This is a genomic window from Halomonas ramblicola, assembly GCF_030409215.1.
Lineage (GTDB): Bacteria > Pseudomonadota > Gammaproteobacteria > Pseudomonadales > Halomonadaceae > Halomonas > Halomonas ramblicola.
Genome location: NZ_JAUFPL010000010.1, coordinates 1 through 17357, shown reverse-complemented (window position 1 = coordinate 17357; position 17357 = coordinate 1). Strand labels below are relative to the sequence as shown.

Annotated in this window: 16 protein-coding genes and 1 pseudogene; 11 read left to right on the top strand and 6 right to left on the bottom strand. The window is 68.1% G+C overall.

Translation table 11 applies throughout. The features are described from left to right. Window positions 1-206 precede the first annotated feature (206 nt). From QWY80_RS01840 to QWY80_RS19390, 4 genes are read right to left on the bottom strand one after another with little or no spacing between them, the layout of a single operon-like run. Window positions 207-494 carry a hypothetical protein gene (locus QWY80_RS01840; protein ID WP_290228967.1) on the bottom strand — a complete coding sequence of 96 codons (288 nt, stop codon included), beginning with the start codon at window positions 492-494 and terminating at the stop codon, window positions 207-209. Window positions 495-510: 16 nt separating this feature from the next. Continuing rightward, window positions 511-897, bottom strand: a complete 387-nt coding sequence (locus QWY80_RS01835) for a CBS domain-containing protein (protein WP_290228966.1) — start codon at window positions 895-897, stop codon at window positions 511-513. A 25-nt stretch (window positions 898-922) separates the two neighbouring features. Beyond that, complete coding sequence (locus QWY80_RS01830; RefSeq protein ID WP_290228965.1) at window positions 923-1273, bottom strand: P-II family nitrogen regulator; 351 nt, start codon at window positions 1271-1273, stop codon at window positions 923-925. Further along, window positions 1270-2766 (bottom strand): DUF1538 domain-containing protein, encoded by a 1497-nt coding sequence (locus tag QWY80_RS19390; protein WP_353960433.1) that lies wholly within the window; start codon window positions 2764-2766, stop codon window positions 1270-1272. The genes QWY80_RS01830 and QWY80_RS19390 overlap by 4 nt, the downstream gene beginning before the upstream one ends. A gap of 197 nt (window positions 2767-2963) precedes the next feature. On the opposite strand from QWY80_RS19390, the gene QWY80_RS01815 reads away from it, so the two are divergent. The 3 genes from QWY80_RS01815 to QWY80_RS01805 all read left to right on the top strand — a co-directional run bounded on the left by QWY80_RS01815 (window position 2964) and on the right by QWY80_RS01805 (window position 6288). Then, the gene (locus QWY80_RS01815) at window positions 2964-3560 is read left to right on the top strand and encodes a LemA family protein (RefSeq protein WP_290228964.1); all 597 of its coding nucleotides are present in this window, start codon (window positions 2964-2966) and stop codon (window positions 3558-3560) included. A 13-nt stretch (window positions 3561-3573) separates the two neighbouring features. Next, window positions 3574-5451, top strand: a complete 1878-nt coding sequence (locus QWY80_RS01810; RefSeq protein ID WP_290228963.1) for a M48 family metallopeptidase — start codon at window positions 3574-3576, stop codon at window positions 5449-5451. Between the two features lie 117 nt (window positions 5452-5568). Continuing rightward, complete coding sequence (locus QWY80_RS01805) at window positions 5569-6288, top strand: hypothetical protein (RefSeq protein ID WP_290228962.1); 720 nt, start codon at window positions 5569-5571, stop codon at window positions 6286-6288. A gap of 81 nt (window positions 6289-6369) precedes the next feature. Here the strand turns inward: QWY80_RS01805 and QWY80_RS01800 are convergent, their stop codons facing one another. Next, entirely contained in the window at window positions 6370-6576 is a 207-nt protein-coding gene (locus QWY80_RS01800; protein ID WP_023005630.1) for a cold-shock protein, read from the bottom strand. Window positions 6577-6822: 246 nt separating this feature from the next. Between QWY80_RS01800 and QWY80_RS01795 the strand changes: the two genes are divergently transcribed. Beyond that, the gene (locus tag QWY80_RS01795; protein ID WP_290228960.1) at window positions 6823-7467 is read left to right on the top strand and encodes a LysE family translocator; all 645 of its coding nucleotides are present in this window, start codon (window positions 6823-6825) and stop codon (window positions 7465-7467) included. On the opposite strand, the gene QWY80_RS01790 is transcribed toward QWY80_RS01795, so the two are convergent. Further along, a complete protein-coding gene (locus QWY80_RS01790; protein WP_290228959.1) occupies window positions 7464-9410 on the bottom strand; it encodes a transglycosylase SLT domain-containing protein in 1947 nt (648 codons plus the stop codon). The genes QWY80_RS01795 and QWY80_RS01790 overlap by 4 nt on opposite strands. Before the next feature lie 181 nt (window positions 9411-9591). Here QWY80_RS01790 and QWY80_RS01785 point away from each other — a divergent pair, with 181 nt between their 5' ends. The 7 genes and pseudogenes from QWY80_RS01785 to QWY80_RS01755 all read left to right on the top strand — a co-directional run. Continuing rightward, complete coding sequence (locus QWY80_RS01785) at window positions 9592-9930, top strand: YkvA family protein (protein ID WP_290228958.1); 339 nt, start codon at window positions 9592-9594, stop codon at window positions 9928-9930. A 144-nt stretch (window positions 9931-10074) separates the two neighbouring features. Next, the gene (gene htpG, locus QWY80_RS01780) at window positions 10075-11982 is read left to right on the top strand and encodes a molecular chaperone HtpG (protein ID WP_290228957.1); all 1908 of its coding nucleotides are present in this window, start codon (window positions 10075-10077) and stop codon (window positions 11980-11982) included. 260 nt (window positions 11983-12242) lie between these two features. After that, complete coding sequence (locus tag QWY80_RS01775) at window positions 12243-13814, top strand: Re/Si-specific NAD(P)(+) transhydrogenase subunit alpha (RefSeq protein WP_290228956.1); 1572 nt, start codon at window positions 12243-12245, stop codon at window positions 13812-13814. A gap of 16 nt (window positions 13815-13830) precedes the next feature. Next, window positions 13831-15273 carry an NAD(P)(+) transhydrogenase (Re/Si-specific) subunit beta gene (locus tag QWY80_RS01770; protein WP_290228955.1) on the top strand — a complete coding sequence of 481 codons (1443 nt, stop codon included), beginning with the start codon at window positions 13831-13833 and terminating at the stop codon, window positions 15271-15273. A 123-nt stretch (window positions 15274-15396) separates the two neighbouring features. Beyond that, the gene (locus QWY80_RS01765) at window positions 15397-16464 is read left to right on the top strand and encodes an NAD(P)H-dependent glycerol-3-phosphate dehydrogenase (RefSeq protein ID WP_290228954.1); all 1068 of its coding nucleotides are present in this window, start codon (window positions 15397-15399) and stop codon (window positions 16462-16464) included. Beyond that, window positions 16457-16933 (top strand): phosphohistidine phosphatase SixA, encoded by a 477-nt coding sequence (sixA, locus tag QWY80_RS01760; protein ID WP_290228953.1) that lies wholly within the window; start codon window positions 16457-16459, stop codon window positions 16931-16933. The genes QWY80_RS01765 and sixA overlap by 8 nt, the downstream gene beginning before the upstream one ends. Window positions 16934-17207: 274 nt before the next feature. Then, a pseudogene (locus QWY80_RS01755) lies at window positions 17208-17357 on the top strand (5-dehydro-4-deoxyglucarate dehydratase); the annotation flags it as partial.

Genomic DNA, 17357 nt, shown 5'->3' with positions numbered 1-17357 from the left:
GAAAGGGTAATTTCCTGCTGCGCTCGATATCCTGGCCGCCGGCGGTGCCGAAGCGTCGGACCGTCGCTGTCCTCATGTAGCGGGCTACACTCCGGCAGCTGCGCTCCGGCGGCGGCCAGCCTATCTTCGCTCGCAACGGAAATTCCTCCTTTCCTGAGATGAAAAAAAGTGCCGCCATCAGGGCGGCACATTGCGTTGGGCTGGAATCAATAAATGAGCCAGCTCAGCACCATCACCCCCAGCGCTAGCCAGATGGCGGCGACGATGATGGCGCGGCGCAGGATCGCCCGGAAGCCTTTCCACAGCATCCACAGGCCGACGATCAGCACCACCAGGCTGATCAGCGACGGCGCGATGCCCAGCGAGGTCGACAGGCCGTCGAGGAAGCTACGGGCGGAGTCGCCGATATCGGCGAAGAAGCCGGTGAGCAGGTCGACGACGAAGCGGATGAGGTCGCCCAGCATCCTGCCGGCCCAGGTGAAGAAGTCTTCCATGTGCGAGGTCCGGTGGTTACTCGATCAAGTCGAGTACAGTACTCACGATGTCGTCCATTGTCACGAGGCCGACGAGGCGGTTGTCGTCGAGCACCAGTACCCGCTTGACGACGCTGTCGGTCATGAGCCGGGCCACATGGCGTACCTCGAGGGATTCGCCGACGCCAATGGCCGGCTTGGCACAGACGTCGTAGACGTTAATCAGGTCGATGTCGCCATTCTCGGCGACGATGGTCTTGAGGATATTGGTGTAGGTGATCAGCCCCCAGGCGTCGTGGGGGTCCTGTTGTTCCACCACCAGGCACTTGAGGTTGTGCTGCTTCATCAGTCCGAGGGCGTCGCGCAGCGTGGCGAAGGGGGAGACCGTCACCACGTTGCGCATCATGATGTCCTTGACCAGCATCTGCTTTCTCCGTCGTAATGAAGAATCAGGCATCGTGCCTGAGCCGCTCCTCGAAGCGCTTGACCTGCGCCATGTCGATTCCCCCCAGGTGCTCCACGGGCAGGGTCATCACCAGTCCCCGGGAATCCTCGCCCGAGGGGTTGAGAATGTGACGGATCGCCTTGAGTACCTTGAGCGAGAGGCTCTTCTCCAGGGTCATCAGCATCACGCTCTGGCTGCCCTCGAAGGTGAGCCCGAAGAAGGTCTTCTTGCGCTCGCCGCCGATGCCGCGGCCCGACATCAGCGTCATGCCCACGGCGCCCGCCTCGGTGGCGGCATCGATGCATTCCTGTTCCATCTCTTCGGGCACGATGGCCACCAGCAGGGAAAACTTCATGGTTGTGCCTCTCTCCAGTGCGCCACTCGCTCAATCAGAATGGCATAGCTCATTACGGTCACGATAGGGAAGATCGAGGCGAAGGCGATGAGGCCGAAGCCGTCGATCAGCACGCTGCGGCCCTCGATCTGGCTGGCCAGGCCGATGCCCAGGGCGGTCACCAGCGGCACGGTGACTTCCGAGGTGGTGACACCGCCCAGGTCAAAGGCCAGGGCGACGATATAGCGGGGTGCCAGGGCGGTGAGCATGATGACCAGCAGGTAGCCGCCGATGATGTAGTGGTGGATGGAGTCGCCGGTGATGATGCGGTGCACGCCGAGGGTGATGCCGATGGCGACTCCCAGGGCGACGAGCAGGCGGATGGCATTGCCCTGGATCTTGCCGGCGGCGGCTTCCTCGGCCTGCTGGCCGATGGCGATCAGTGCCGGTTCGGCCATGGTGGTGGCGAAGCCGATGGCGAAGGCGAAGAGGTAGACCCATAGCCAGCTGTCGTAGCCGATCAGTTGTTCGGCCATGCGCTGGCCGATGGGAAAGAGGCCGAGCTTGAGTCCGATCACGAAGGCGTAGAGGCCCACGATCACCAGGGCGAAACCGATCCCGACCTTCAGCGGCTTGGCCAACGGATGGCGCAGCACGGCGTACTGGAAGAACAGCACCGCCAGGAGGATCGGCAACACGTCGCGCAGCATCCCGAACAGCTCCAGGACCATGCCCATCGGCCCCGAGGGCTTCGTCGCCTCGCCTCCGAGGGCGACCAGCTCGGCGCCGCTGGTCATGCTGCCCGGGTCGGCATAGACCAGGATGCCGTAGAGCTGGACGCTGATCATCGGCACCATCACGGCGAGTGCCACCAGGCCGAAGCCGTCGATCAGCGGATTGCGACCGCGGATGGAGGCGGCCAGTCCGATACCCAGGGCGGCGATCAACGGTACGGTGACGATGTTGGTGGTCACGCCGCCGGAGTCGTAGGCCAGCCCGACGATCTCCTCGGGGGCGAAGAAGGTCACCGTGACCACCAGCACATAGCCACCGATCATGTACCAGTGAATGGGGTGGCCCAGGATCACGCGGAACACTCCCAGTGCCATGACCAGACCTACCGAGCAGGCCACGATCAGCCGCAGGGTCAGGGCGTCGATACGCCCGCCGCTGATCTCGCGGGCCTGTTCCGCCACGGCGATCAGCGCCGGCTCGGCCACCACCGCCGAGAAGCCAATGGCGAAGCCGAAGGCCATCAGCAGCGGCATGGAGCCACGCCGGGCGAACTGGTTGGCGAGACGCTTGCCCACCGGAAAGATGCTCAGCTCCAGGCCTTGGAGAAACAGGGCCACGCCCAGTGCGACCACCAGCAGGCCCCCCGCCATGGCCAGGCCGCCCTCCGGCCATTCCCGGAACAGCAGTGCCTGGAAGGCTACCACCACCAGGATGATGGGCAGTAGGTTACGCAGCGCATGGAGTAGGGCGTAGGCGAAGTCCCTGATCGGTCCGGCCAAGTTCCGCTCCCTGAATACCGTGGTCGAAGGTGGTGCCGGCGACCCCGCGGCGTCGGCCTGCTAGCCTGTAGGCAGGTGGCGTCGGGGCCGGAGGGTTCGATCATAACACCGGCCACGGTCGCCGGCATGGAGCGCCAGCGACGATGGCTTGATACAGGTCAAGGTGCGGAGCGCGTCCCTTCACACGAGGAGCCAACATGGAATTCTCGACGATCCTGCTGTTGGTGGTGCTGGCACTGCTGATGGTCTATGGCGTGGCCATCTACAACCGCCTGGTATCGCTGAAGAACCGCTATCGGAATGCCTTCGCCCAGATCGAGGTGCAGCTCAAGCGGCGCTACGACCTGATCCCCAACCTGGTGGAGACGGCGAAGGCCTACATGAGCCACGAGCGCGAGACGCTCACCGCGGTGACCGAGGCGCGCAACGCCGCCGAGGTGGGCCTGCAACATGCCGCGGCGCGACCCGGCGAGCCCGGCGCCATGGCAGAGCTGGCCGGTGCCGAGGGGGCCCTGGGCCAGGCGCTGGGCCGCTTCAACCTGGTGATGGAGGCCTATCCCGACCTCAAGGCCTCCGAGAACATGCGCCAGCTCTCCGAGACCCTGACCAGCACCGAGAACCGCGTGGCCTTCGCCCGCCAGGCCTTCAACGATGCCGTGATGCAGTACAACACCTACAAGCAGCGCTTCCCTCCGGTGCTGCTGGCGGCCTCCTTCGGTCACAAGCAGGACGCCGCCCTGCTGGAGTTCGAGGACAGCGCCGAGATCCAGGCCGCACCGCGGGTCAGCTTCTGAGGGATAGCCCGCCGTGGACTTCTTCTCCGCCCAGGATCGCGCCCGTCGCCTCTCCGGCCGCCTGGTGCTGCTGCTGGTCGTCGCCGTGGCAGGCCTGGTGACCGTGGCCAGCCTGCTGGTGGCGGTGGCCGTGGTGCTCTTCGACGACCGGCTCGGCGGCGGTGACCCGCTGGCCCGGGCCCTGGAGCCGCGGCTGTTCGGCTGGGTGGCGCTGGGCGTGGTGATCGTGGTAATGGCCGGGGCCCTGGTGCGCCACCTGCAGCTGCGCGCCGGGGGCGCCGCGGTGGCCGAGGCGCTGGGCGGGCGTCCGCTCGAACCCGCGACCCGCGACCCGGACGAGCGGCGGCTGCTCAACGTGGTGGAGGAGATGGCCATCGCCTCGGGCCTGCCGGTGCCGGCGGTCTACCTGCTGGAGGACGCCGCCATCAACGCCTTCGCCGCCGGCCACGAGCCCGCCGATGCCGCCATCGGCGTGACCCGCGGGGCCATCGAGCACCTCGACCGCGATCAGCTGCAGGGCGTCATCGCCCACGAGTTCAGCCATATCCTGCACGGCGACATGCGCCTCAACCTGCGCCTGGTGGCGCTGCTGCACGGCATCCTGGTGATCGGCCTGGGAGGGCGTATGCTGCTGCACGGGACGGGTCGGCGGCGGGGCTCGCGGCGCGGCGGCGGGCATGTGGCCCTGGTGGGGCTGGGCCTGGGACTGATGCTGGTGGGCTATGCGGGCACGCTGTGCGGCAACCTGATCAAGGCGGCGGTGAGCCGCCAGCGAGAATTCCTGGCCGATGCCAGTGCGGTGCAGTATACCCGCAACCCCGGGGGGCTCGGCGGGGCGCTCAAGACCCTGGCCGCCTATCGGCTCGGGTCACGCCTGCTGGCGGCCAATGCCGCCGAGTTCAGTCATCTCTACTTCGGCAGCGGGGTGCGCAGCCTGGGCCGGCTGACCGCCACCCATCCGCCCCTGGAAGCGCGCATCCGCCGGGTGCTGCCGGGCTGGGACGGCAGCCTGCCCGAGCCCTTCGCGCCGACGCCGCGGTCTACTGCGGCCGGACAGCCGGCAGAGGCGTCGGCGGGCGCCGGGGAGCCGGCCATGGGCGGGGCGGTGCTGGCCGGCGTGGGCCAGCCCGACGCCACCTCGCTGGCGCTGGCCCGCGAGCGGCTGGCCGGCCTGGACGAGCGACTCGTCGAGGCCGCTCACGAGCCGTTCGCCGCCCGTGCCCTGGTCTACGGCATCCTGATGGGGGCCGAGCCGTCGAGCCGGGAGGCCCAGCGTCGCGTGCTGCAGGACCAGGCCCTGCCCGAGGTGCTCGGCGAGCTGGACCGCCTGGCGAGCCCCCTGGCGGCGCTCGCCCCGGGCGATCGCCTGCCGCTGATCGAGTTGGCCATGCCGCAGCTGCGGCGGCTCAGTGTCGCCCAGTTCGCTCGCTTCCGCGCCTGTCTGACCCGGCTGATGGCGACGGAGTCCGCGCCCGGGGCCCAGCAGTGGGCCCTGCACCGCCTGGTGCTGGCGGGCATCGAGGGGGAGCGCCGGGCCCGTCGCGACCGGCGGCTGGGCGACCTGGGCGGGCCCTTGTCGCGGCTGCTCTCGACCCTGGCCATGGCCGGGCAGCCCACTCCCGAGGCGGCGGCGCAGGCGCTCGGCAAGGTCGGCGAGGCCCTGGGGGTGTCGCTCCACCTGGTGCGCGATCCCCCCAGGGTGGAGGAGCTGGACTGGGCCCTGGGTCGCCTGGCTCGCCTGGCGACCGCGGAGCGTGGCCCGCTGCTGGCCGCCATGGTGTGCTGCGTGGAGCAGGACGGCCGCCTGGACCCCGAGGAGGCCGAGCTGCTGCGGGCGGTGGCCTGGACCCTGGGCTGCCCGCTGCCCCTGGGTCGACTCGGGGAGGCGTAGTCAGACGCCATGGAACGCGGCAAGATACGGGGAGGCCTGGTCGTTCGCCACCCGGGCCCGACTTGCGGGGGCGTGGTGGCTCTGGTGCAATGGCCGCTTTGTGATGGAGGAGTTGGGATGGCGATGAGACCCTGGAAACCGGCCATGCTGGCGTTGCTGCTGACGCTGGGCCTGGCCGGCTGCGGCAATGGCGACGATGACGCGGCCCCCGAGACGGAGGCGCCCTCCGCCGAGACGCCACCCACCGAGGAAGCCCCGGCCGATGAGGACCCGGCGTCGGAGGACCCCGACGAGATGCCGGTCGAGTCCGAGGCGCCGGCTGGAGAGGCCGAGGCGCCAGTGCCCGAAGAGGAGGTGGACGCCGACGCCGAGACCCTCGGCGAGTCGCCCGAGGACGCCCTGGAGGAAGAGGGAGCCCTGCCCGGTGAGGCGACCCGGGACGATGTCGACGCCATGATCGAGGAGACCGAGCGCCGCTTCGAGGAGGCCCAGCGGCGCATCGATGAGCAGTTCGAGGAAGCCGAGAGGGAGGCCCCGGCCCCCGAGCCGATGGACGATGAGGCCTTCGAGTCGAACATCGACATCGAGTCGGAGCCGGACAGCGAGCCCCTGGGGGAAAGCGGTCCGTCAGACAGCGAAATCGATGCCATCATCGAGGAACAGGAGCGCCGCTTCGAGGAGGCGCAACGGCGCCTGGACGAACAGTTCGAGGAGATGGAGTCGGAGGTCCCGGAGTTCGAGCCCATGGACAGCGAGCCGCTGGAGCTGGAGCCCATGGAACCGGAGGCATCGGACGCCGAGTCCGACTCCGAGGCGGAGACCACGGAGTCGCCCTGAGTGCCGGCCACAAAAAAGGCCCACCGAGGTGGGCCTTCCGAAGGTTGACGAGGCGGTGGTGCCGCCCCGCCGGACACGCGATCAGTCGGCGGGGCGGATGTTGGAGGCCTGAAGGCCCTTCTTGCCCTGGGTCACCTCGAAGGTGACCTTCTGGCCGTCCTGCAGGGACTTGAAGCCTTCAGCCTGAATCTCGGAGAAGTGGGCGAAGAGATCATCGCCGCCGTCGTCCGGGGAGATGAAGCCGTAACCCTTGGTGTCGTTGAACCACTTGACAGTGCCAGTTGCCATTGTCGATTTCCTTAACATGCGGTAGTGATCTTGCCGGGCCCGGCGGGCCCGCGGTGCGTGGTGAGGCAAGGAGGACGTACGCAACTGACGACTCGATTCTTGCTGACCAACGCTGCGGCCGGGACGGTGCCACCGGGTGACGGGCGGTTGCCCACGGTGCCGGGCCTTCCACAAGCCGCAAGATCACTGTAGATCGAAACCCCCCGGCCGGCAAGCCCGTCCCTCCACGCAAGGAGCCGCCTCCCCATGCTCATCGATGCCCAGTTCTGGCCCTTCCTGGTGGCCATCACCCTGCTCAGCATGAGTCCCGGGGTGGATACCCTGCTGGTGATCCGCAACACCGCCCGCGGCGGGGTGCGCGACGGCGTGCTCACCAGCCTGGCGATCTGCTGCGGGCTGTTCGTGCATGCCGCCGTCTCGGCGTTGGGGATCTCGCTGATCCTGCTGCAGTCGGCCTGGGCCTTCGGCGTGCTCAAGCTGGTCGGGGCCGGCTACCTGATCTGGCTGGGGCTGCAGAGCCTGCTGGCCGCCCGCCGTGGCCACGGCCTGCCGGTGGCCGGCGTGGCCGGGCAGCGACAGGCGGTGCCGGCCTGGCGGCCGCTGCGCGAGGGGCTGCTCTCCAACGTCCTCAATCCCAAGACGGTGGTCTTCTACATGGCCTTCCTGCCGCAGTTCATTGCGCCGGGCGACCCGGCGCTGGTCAAGTCGCTGTTCCTGGCCGGGGTGCACTTCGTGATCGCCAACCTCTGGCAGCTGAGCATTGCGCTGATGGTGGGTGGTGCGGGGCGGCTGCTGGCCAGCCGGGCCTTCGCCCGCTGGCTCAATGGCCTCACCGGTGGGGTGCTGATCGTCTTCGGCGTCAAGCTGGCGCTGGAACGCCAACCCGGCTAGTTCCTGGCGAGCAGCGAGCGGTCGTAGCGCACCGTCTTCTCGGCGTCCGTCAGCATCGCCACGCCCTGGCTGTCGCCGCCGTTGGCCAGGCTCTCGAAGATTGCCCGGTAGCTGAGCACCGCCTGGACGTAGTTGCGCGTCTCGCGGAAGGGGATGCTCTCGACGAAGAGGTCGAACTCCTCGGGGGCCTCGGCCAGCCAGCGGTCGACCCGCCCGGGGCCGGCGTTGTAGGCGGCGGTGGCGGCCAGGCGGTTGCCCCGGTAGCGGTCGAGCATGTCGCGGATATAGGTGCTGCCCAGACGGATGTTGAGCTCGGGGTCGAGCACCCCGTAGGCGCCGGGATCACCGATGCCCAACTGGCGGCTGAGCTGGGTGGCGGTGCCGGGCATCAGCTGCATCAGGCCGCGGGCCCCGGCGGGGGAGACGGCCTCGGGGTTGTAGGCGCTCTCGCGGCGGGCGATGCCCATCAGCAGATAGGGATCGACCCCCGTCATGCGCCCCCAGTGCAGGAAGTGATCGCGATAGGCCTCGGGGAAACGCCACTCCAGGGTGTCCCACATCTCGCCGACGATGGTGGTCTGCACCAGCTTGGCGTGCCAGCCGCGACGCTGGGCGTAATCGCCCAGCGCGCGGGCCTCGCGCGGGGAGGCGCGGCCCACCGCGGCGTACCACTCGCTGGCGGCCAGGCCCGGTTCGTCGATGCGCAGCAGCGCCTCGGTGCGCTGCACCGCGGGCCAGCGCGCGACCCGCTCGCGGTACGCCTCGTCGAAGCCGTTGCGCTCCAGGTTGAGGGCATAGGGCCGGCCCAGCCGGTCGGCGGCGGCGAAGCCGAAGAAGCTGCGTCCCTGGGCGGCGGCGGCATAGGCGCGCTGGGCGGTGGCCTCGTCGCCGAGCTTCTCCAGGGCGCGCCCCAGCCAGTACTGCCAGCGCTCGTCGCGACGGGTCTCGTCGGGCATGCGGTGCACCCAGTCGATCACGCCCTGCCAGTCGCGGTCGGCCAGGGCGGTGCGCACGCGCAGCTCCAGCAGGTCGGGGTCGCTGCGCCCGGCCAGGGCCTGGTCCCCCCAGGCGCGATTCTGGCGTACCTCGCGCACCAGGGAGTAGAAGATCAGGTCATGCTCGATGGCCTGGCGGTGGCGGTCAGCGATCGTCAGGTGCGGGGCGATCTTGCGCCATGCCTCCAGGGCCGCCTCGGTGTCGGCGCGCACGAAACCATGCATGGCAGCGGCGAAGAAGGCGCCGCTGCCGCGGCAGTCGGGACCGATGCAGGAGGGCACTCGGGTGATGGCGGCGTAGTCCTTCTGCAGGCGATCCACGGCATCGAGGTCTGCCTGCCAGCGATCGCCGAGCAGCCGTCCCAGGTAGCGGGCCAGGCCGCTCTCGCCGTCCTGCCAGGCCAGCATCTGGCGCTCCCAGATTTCCAGTTCGCCGATCTCGCCCCGGGCACGCAGGGTGTCGAACAGGGTGTCGCAGGCGTCCGGCTGGGAGCGGCCGGCGTGCCACAGCGCCCGACCGCCCTCGGCGGCGGCCGCGGGGTCGCGGTCGAGCAGGGCGGTGTAGTAGTAGCACTGGCGGGTGGTGCCCGCGGGTTCGCCGTCGGCGACCGCCAGCAGGTGGCGGTAGCGCCCGGCGTGGCCGTACTTGGCGATGGCCTGGCCACGCATCCAGTCGGCGAGAGGGGAGTCGGCGTGGCGCTCGACGAAGTCGAGCACCCGGTCCGGCTCGACCCTGGGCAGGCGATCGCGCAGGCGGTGGTACTCCACGTAGCCGGCCAGCACATGGCCTTCGATGGCGCGGTCGTCGATCCGCTGCCACTCCTGCTGGCGGGCGGCCGCCAGGGCGTCACGCATGGCGCGGTCGTCGGCCTGGGCGAACAGGGGCAGGCAGAGCAGGGCGGCGGCCGTCAGGGCGCGCCAGGGGCGGCAGGTCGGGCGTGCAGGCATCCGGGTACCCTCATGCGTTGAACGTTCTTCGGCGCAGTGCTCATCCTCGCCGATGGCGGGGCGCCTGGATAGTGTCGCCTCACCACGACAGCTCACCACGACAGCAGGGACAGACTGTCGCCGGGTGTGAGGATCGCCTATCGTGTAGCGGCATCCCCGAGGACGGGCAAGGAGGACGAAGATGGCGAAGGCTGGCTGGAACCTGGTGGCGCGGCTGCGGCGGCGCTCCCGCCTGCTGGGGCAGATGGCCCGCGCCCTGCGGCTCTTCCTGCCCATGCTCCGCGACGTCCTCAAGGGGCGCTACCGCCCCGTACCCTGGTCGGCACTGGGGTGGATGCTGGCGGCCCTGGTCTACCTGGTCTCGCCGCTGGACCTGATTCCCGACATGCTGGTGCTGGTCGGGGTGCTCGACGACGCGGTGATCGTCGGCTGGCTGCTGACCCGGGTGGATGCCGCCCTGGCGCCCTATCGCGCCTGGCGCGAGGCGTCGGGGCGGGAGGACGACGGTGCGGCCTCCTGAGGCGGTCGCGGTGGCCACGACTCGGCTGCACTTCGTATTGGGCGAGGCAGCCGCCGACGAGGCTTGAAAAGCTTCGCCAGGCCCCCATATCGATAGCCGATTCCCGGCCACCACCGTCATGTCGAATAGAGGGGTTTACGCCACATGACCACAGCGACGCATCACGAGGAGACCCTCGGCTTCCAGACCGAGGTCAAGCAACTGCTCCACCTGATGATCCACTCCCTGTACTCCAACAGGGAGATCTTCCTGCGCGAGCTGATCTCCAACGGCGCCGACGCCTGCGACAAGCTGCGCTATGCGGCGCTGGACAACGACGCCCTCTACGAGGGCGACAGCGAGCTGCGCATCGAGATCGAACACGACGCCGAGGCGGGTACCGTCACCGTGCGCGACAACGGCGTCGGCATGAGCCGCGACGAGGTGATCGAGAACCTCGGCACCATTGCGCGTTCCGGCACCGCCGAGTTCCTCCAGCAGCTCTCCGGCGAGCAGCAGAAGGACGCCAGGCTGATCGGCCAGTTCGGCGTCGGCTTCTACTCGAGCTTCATCGTCGCCGACGAGGTGACGGTACGCACCCGCAAGGCGGGCAGCGACAAGAGCGAAGGCGTGGAGTGGCGCTCGAAGGGCGAGGGCGAGTTCACCGTGGCCGACGTCGAGCGCGAGACCCACGGCACCGAGATCGTCCTGCACCTGAAGGAGGACGCCCAGGAATTCGCCGACGACTTCCGCCTCAAGAGCCTGGTGCGCAAGTACTCCGACCACATCGAGGTGCCGGTGCGCATGCCCAGGGTCGAGAAGGCCCGCGACGAGGACGGCAACGAGATCGAGGGCAGCGAAACCGTCACCTGGGAAACCGTCAACGAGGCCACCGCGCTCTGGGTGCGCCCCAAGGGCGAGATCAGCGACGACGAATACAAGGCCTTCTACAAGCATGTGGCCCATGACTTCGCCGACCCGCTGACCTGGAGCCACAACAAGGTCGAGGGCAAGCTGGAGTACACCAGCCTGCTCTACGTACCGGGCCGTGCGCCCTTCGACCTCTACGAGCGTGACGGTGCCCGTGGCGTGAAGCTCTACGTGCAGCGCGTCTTCATCATGGACGACGCCGAGCAGTTCCTGCCGCTCTACCTGCGCTTCATCAAGGGCGTGCTCGACAGTCGCGACCTGTCGCTCAACGTCTCCCGCGAGCTGCTCCAGAAGGACCCGCAGGTCGACAAGATCAAGTCCGCCCTCACCAAGCGCGCCCTGGACATGCTCAAGAAGTTGGCCAAGGACAAGGAGGCCTACCAGACCTTCTGGAACACCTTCGGCAGCGTGCTCAAGGAGGGGCCCGCGGAGGACTTCGCCAACCGCGAGAAGATCGCCGGCCTGCTGCGCTTCTCCACCACCCACACCGACAGCGCCACCCAGGACCAGTCGCTGGCCGACTACGTGGAGCGCATGCAGGAGGGGCAGCAGAAGATCTACTACATCGTTGCCGACGGCTTCAACGCCGCCAAGTCGAGCCCGCACCTGGAGATCTTCCGCAAGAAGGGCATCGAAGTGCTGCTGCTCTCCGACCGTATCGACGAGTGGCTGATGAGCCACCTCCACGAGTACGACGGCAAGGCCTTCGTCGACGTGGCCAAGGGCGAGCTCGACCTCGGCGAGATCGAGGGCGAGGAGGAGAAGCAGGCCCAGGAGGAGACCGCCAAGGCCAAGGAGGATCTGGTCAAGCGGGTCAAGGAGGCGCTCGGCGACGAGGTCCAGGAGGTCAAGGTGACCCACCGCCTCACCGACTCGCCGGCCTGCGTGGTGCTGCCCGAGCACGAGATGGGCTTCCAGATGCGCCGCATCATGGAGGCCGCCGGCCAGAAGCTGCCCGAGGTCAAGCCGATCCTCGAGCTCAACCCCGAGCACGCCCTGGTGGGCAGGCTGGAGGGTGCCGAGGGCGATGCCTTCGGCGATCTGGCCCGTGTGCTGCTCGATCAGGCGATCATCGCCGAGGGCGGTCATCTCGACGATCCGGCCGCCTACGTCAAGCGCCTCAACGCCCTGCTGAGCGCCTGACCCCACCGCCATCGCCACGGCGATGCCGACGCCCCCTGCAGGCCGCCTTCGGGCGGCCTGCGCGTATCCGGCATTGCGCCCCCCGGTGAGCGCTTTACGTCAACGTAAGAGTGTTCGCTTCTTCAGAAATTTCAGCCGGATAGTGCTACATTGGAGGGCTGTTGTCTGGCCGGCCGGCGGTTGTGCATTGCGGCATCGTCAGGTATGAATAGCGGACTGACACTTGCAGGTTTTTTCAATAACCACAAGGGAGATCCAACGTGAAGATTGGTGCACCCAAGGAGCTCGCCAAGGGCGAGGCGCGCGTCGCGCTGACCCCTGACAGCGCGCGGTTCATCCAGAAGCTTGGACACGACTGCCTGATCGAATCAGGGGCCGGCGCCGCCGCCGGCTTCGACGACGACGCCTACCGCAGCGCCGGCGTCACCGTGGTCGACGGCGCCGAGGCGCTGTGGACCCAGGCCGAGGTGGTGATCAAGGTCCGCGAGCCCGAGGAGGCGGAGGCCGAGCGCCTGCGCGAGGGCCAGACCCTGATCAGCTTCTTCTGGCCGGCCCAGAACGAGGCGCTGCTCGAGAAGTGCCGGGCTCAGGGCGCTACCGTGGTGGCGATGGACATGGTGCCGCGCATCTCGCGGGCCCAGAAGATGGATGTCCTGTCGTCCATGGCCAACATCGCCGGCTATCGCGCGGTGATCGAGGCCGGCAACAACTTCGGGCGCTTCTTCACCGGCCAGGTGACCGCCGCGGGCAAGGTGCCACCGGCCAAGGTGCTGGTGGTGGGTGCCGGCGTGGCGGGGCTCTCCGCCATCGGCACGGCCACCAGCCTGGGCGCCGTGGTACGCGCCTTCGACGTGCGCCCCGAGGTGGCCGAGCAGATCGAGTCGATGGGTGCCGAGTTCCTGTTCCTCGATTTCGACGAGAGCCAGGACGGTGCGGAGAGCGGCGGCTATGCGGCGCCCTCCAGCCCCGAGTTCCGCGAGAAGCAGCTCGAGTGCTTTCGCGAGCAGGCCCCGGACGTGGACATCGTCATCACCACGGCGCTGATCCCCGGCCGTCCCGCGCCCAAGCTGTGGCTCGAGGACATGGTCGAGGCCATGAAGCCGGGCTCGGTGATCGTCGACCTGGCCGCCGAGAAGGGCGGCAACTGCGATCTGACCAAGCCCGACGAGAAGGTGGTGACCGACAACGGCGTGACCGTCGTCGGCTACACCGACTACCCCTCGCGCATGGCGACCCAGGCGTCGCTGCTCTACGCCACCAACCTCCGCCACATGCTCACCGATCTCACCCCCGAGAAGGATGGGAAGATCGTGCATGACATGGAGGACGACGTGATCCGCGGCTCCACCGTGACCCACGCCGGCGAGATCACCTTCCCGCCGCCGCCGCCCAAGGTGAAGGCGATCGCCGCGGCCAAACCCAAGCCCAAGGAGAAGGAGCCGACCCCGGAGGAGAAGCGCGCCGCCGAGCACGCCGCCTTCAAGGCCCAGACCAAGCGCCAGGTGGGCCTGCTGGGCGTGGGCGGGGCGCTGATGCTGCTGCTCGGCCAGGTGGCCCCGGTCTCCTTCATGCAGCATTTCATCGTCTTCGCGCTGGCCTGCTTCGTGGGCTTCCAGGTGATCTGGGGGGTGAGCCACTCCTTGCACACCCCGCTGATGGCGGTGACCAACGCCATCTCCAGCATCATCATCCTCGGGGCGATTCTGCAGATCGGTTCCGGCAGCTTCCTGGTGGTGCTGCTGTCAGCGATCTCGGTGCTGATCGCTTCCATCAACATCGTGGGGGGCTTCCAGGTGACACGCCGGATGCTCGCCATGTTCCAGAAATCCTGAGCGGCGGAGACACGACATGTTGGGTCAAGGATTCGTATCTGCCGCATCGATCGCGGCGAGTGTGCTGTTCATCCTCTCGTTGGGGGGGTTGAGTAACCAGGAGAAGGCCAAGCGGGCGGTGTGGTACGGCATCGTCGGCATGGCCGTGGCGGTCTTCTTCACCGCCTTCGGGCCGGGCATCGGCGGCTACTGGTGGATGGTGCCGATGATGATCATCGGGGCGGCCATCGGTGCCTATGTCGCCAAGAAGGTCGACATGACCGAGATGCCGCAACTGGTGGCGGCACTGCACAGCTTCGTGGGCCTGGCGGCGGTGTTCGTGGGTTGGAACGCCGACCTGGAGCGGCGTCGTGTGCTGGCTACCCAGCTCGCGGAGTCTTCGACCGAGGGCTTCTCCGCCTTCGCCGCCCTGGTGGCCACCAAGAACCCGGCGGAACTGATGTTCCTGCAGATCGAGGTGGTGCTGGGCGTGTTCATCGGCGCGGTGACCTTCACCGGCTCGGTGATCGCCTTCGGCAAGCTGGCCGGCAAGGTGGACGGCAAGCCCCGCCAACTGCCGGGTGGCCACCTGCTCAATGCCGGCGCGGCGGCGTTGTCGCTGTTGCTGGCCATTCTCTATCTCAGCGGCGCGGGCTTCTGGACATTGCTGTTGATGTCGCTGCTGGCCTTCTTCATCGGCTACCACCTGATCATGGGCATCGGCGGCGCCGACATGCCGGTGGTGGTGTCGATGCTCAACAGCTACTCCGGCTGGGCGGCGGCGGCCATCGGCTTCACCCTGTCCAACGACCTGCTGATCGTCACCGGCGCCCTGGTGGGCTCCTCCGGTGCCATCCTGTCGTACATCATGTGCAAGGCGATGAACCGCAACTTCGTCAACGTCATCCTCGGCGGCTTCGGCGGCAGCCAGGGCCCGGCCGCGGAGATCGAGGGCGAGCAGGTGTCCATCGACGCCGGCGGCGTGGCCAGCGCCCTGAACGACGCCGACAGCGTGATCATCGTGCCGGGCTACGGCATGGCGGTGGCCCAGGCGCAGAACGCGGTGAGCGAGCTGACCCGCAAGCTGCGCAGTGCCGGCAAGAACGTGCGCTTCGGCATCCACCCGGTGGCGGGCCGCCTGCCCGGACACATGAACGTGCTGCTGGCGGAAGCCAGGGTGCCCTACGACATCGTGCTGGAGATGGACGAGATCAACGACGACTTCCCGGAGACGGACGTGGTGATCGTCATCGGCTCCAACGATATCGTCAATCCCGCCGCCCAGGAGGACCCCAACAGCCCGATCGCCGGCATGCCGGTGTTGAAGGTCTGGGAGGCCAAGCAGGTGTTCGTCTGCAAGCGTGGCCAGGGCACCGGCTACTCGGGCATCGAGAACCCGCTGTTCTTCAAGGAGAACACCCGGATGTTCTACGGCGATGCCCGCAAGAGCATCGACGACCTGCTGCCGCTGGTCGACTGACGCACGCTGCTCTCCCGCGGCCAGTTTTCCAGGCCGCCATCAAAGACGCCCGGGCCGGTGACGGTCCGGGCGTCTTTTTCGCTACAATCCCACTTCCATCCATCCATCCGTGCGGGGCTCATCATGGCAGAGGAACGCATGCGGGTGGCGGTGCTGGGCGGTGGCAGCTTCGGCACCGCGCTCGCCAGCATTGCCGCCGACAATGGGGCCAGGGTGCGCCAGTGGCTGCGCGACCCCGAACTGGCGGCCCAGATCAATCGCGAGCATCGCAACGGGCGCTACCTGCCCGATTACGCCATCAACGCCTCGGTGGTCGCCTCCAATGACATGGCCGAGGTGCTGGAGGGCGCCGAACTGGTGCTAGTGGCCATCCCCTCCCAGGCCTTCCGCGAGGTGGTGTGCCAGGCACGTCCGTACCTGGACCCGGCGCAGATCCTGGTCAGCACCACCAAGGGCATCCAGGAAGCGGGCTTCAAGCTGATGAGCCAGATCCTCGAGGAGGAGACCGGCTTCCCGCATATCGGCGTGATCTCGGGCCCCAACCTGGCCTCGGAGATCGCCGACCGCCAGCTCACCGCCACGGTGATCGCCAGCGACGACCCCGAGACCCGCACCCGGGTGCAGACGGCCCTGGGTTGCGACTACTTCCGGGTCTACGCCAGCAACGACCGCTACGGCGTGGAGCTGGGCGGGGCGCTGAAGAACATCTACGCCATCGCCGCCGGCATGGCGGCGGCACTCGGCATGGGCGAGAACACCCGCAGCATGCTGATGACCCGGGCGCTGGCGGAAATGAGCCGCTTCGCCGTCTATTGCGGCGCCAATCCCATGACCTTCCTGGGCCTGGCCGGGGTGGGCGACCTGATCGTCACCTGCTCGTCGAACCTGTCGCGCAACTACCGGGTCGGCTACGCCCTGGGCGAGGGCCACTCCCTGGACGAGGCCGTGGAGGCCCTGGGCCAGGTGGCCGAGGGGGTCAACACCGTGCACCTGGTGCGCGACAAGGCGCGCGAGGAGGGCGTCTACATGCCGCTGGCCGAGGGCCTCTACCAGGTGCTGTTCAAGGGCGTGCCGGCCCAGGAGATGGCGCAGATGCTGATGCTCGGCGAGCAGAGCAGCGACGTGGAGTTCATCCTCTCCCGGGAGGACGTGCGCCAGGCCCATCGCGACGAAGGAGGCCCCCATGGCTGAGCGACTGCTGATCATGCGCCACGGCGAGGCGGGCCCGGGCAGCCCCGACATCTATCGCCCCCTCACCGAACGGGGCCTGGACGAGACCCGACGGGTGGGGGCCTGGCTGGCGGGCCGTGACGACCTGGCCGGCCTGCGCCTGCTGGCCAGTCCCTACCGGCGGGCGCGGCAGACCGCGGACGCCATCGCCGAGGCCCTCGGCCACGAGGTCGAGTCGCTGTCGATCCTCACCCCCGACGATCCGCCCCAGGCGGTGGCCGACTGGCTGCTCGAGCAGCCGGACGACCGACCGCTGATACTGGTGAGCCATATGCCGCTGGTCGGGGCACTCGCCGGGCTGCTGGTGGAGGGGCGGGGCGATCGTGGCCCGGGCTTCCCTACCGCCGCCGTGGCGGAGCTCACGGCCGAGGTGTGGGCGGCCGGTTGTGCGCGTCTCGTGGGGTTCACGTCCCCGGGGGACCTGTCCTGAAGGGGGAAGGATGAGCGTTATCGCCAATAACCGCGTCTTCGTGAACCCCGGCTTCGAGATGATCAGCACGGTCCCCTGAGGCCAGTCGCGAGGCATCGCTGATCCACGAGCGCCCGTCGGTCGACAACCGGCGGGCGCTTTTTTGTGCATCCCCGCCATTACGACCTTCGTCTTATCGACCATAGTCTTTGTTGTCATACATCTTGCTCTCACTTAGTTTGTATGATGTATGGCAAATGTCGAGACGAAACATCAATAAAAAGAGGGGGATTGAGTGAAGTTTTCCAGACAAGCAGTGGTACAAGCCATCGGTGATGGCTTGCTGTCGTTTCCCATCACCGACTTCGACCAGGAGGGCCGCTTCGACGCCGAGAGCTATCGCCGGCGTCTGGAGTGGTTCATCAGCCACGACATTTCCGCGGTG

Coding starts and splice junctions, on each gene's coding strand:
- htpG (WP_290228957.1), top strand. CDS start 10,075: ATGACCACAGCGACGCATCACGAGGAGACCCTCGGCTTCCAGACCGAG.
- sixA (WP_290228953.1), top strand. CDS start 16,457: ATGGCTGAGCGACTGCTGATCATGCGCCACGGCGAGGCGGGCCCGGGC.
- QWY80_RS01770 (WP_290228955.1), top strand. CDS start 13,831: ATGTTGGGTCAAGGATTCGTATCTGCCGCATCGATCGCGGCGAGTGTG.
- QWY80_RS01795 (WP_290228960.1), top strand. CDS start 6,823: ATGCTCATCGATGCCCAGTTCTGGCCCTTCCTGGTGGCCATCACCCTG.
- QWY80_RS01790 (WP_290228959.1), bottom strand. CDS start 9,410: ATGCCTGCACGCCCGACCTGCCGCCCCTGGCGCGCCCTGACGGCCGCC.
- QWY80_RS01830 (WP_290228965.1), bottom strand. CDS start 1,273: ATGAAGTTTTCCCTGCTGGTGGCCATCGTGCCCGAAGAGATGGAACAG.
- QWY80_RS01800 (WP_023005630.1), bottom strand. CDS start 6,576: ATGGCAACTGGCACTGTCAAGTGGTTCAACGACACCAAGGGTTACGGC.
- QWY80_RS01815 (WP_290228964.1), top strand. CDS start 2,964: ATGGAATTCTCGACGATCCTGCTGTTGGTGGTGCTGGCACTGCTGATG.
- QWY80_RS01805 (WP_290228962.1), top strand. CDS start 5,569: ATGGCGATGAGACCCTGGAAACCGGCCATGCTGGCGTTGCTGCTGACG.
- QWY80_RS01835 (WP_290228966.1), bottom strand. CDS start 897: ATGCTGGTCAAGGACATCATGATGCGCAACGTGGTGACGGTCTCCCCC.
- QWY80_RS01785 (WP_290228958.1), top strand. CDS start 9,592: ATGGCGAAGGCTGGCTGGAACCTGGTGGCGCGGCTGCGGCGGCGCTCC.
- QWY80_RS01765 (WP_290228954.1), top strand. CDS start 15,397: ATGGCAGAGGAACGCATGCGGGTGGCGGTGCTGGGCGGTGGCAGCTTC.
- QWY80_RS01840 (WP_290228967.1), bottom strand. CDS start 494: ATGGAAGACTTCTTCACCTGGGCCGGCAGGATGCTGGGCGACCTCATC.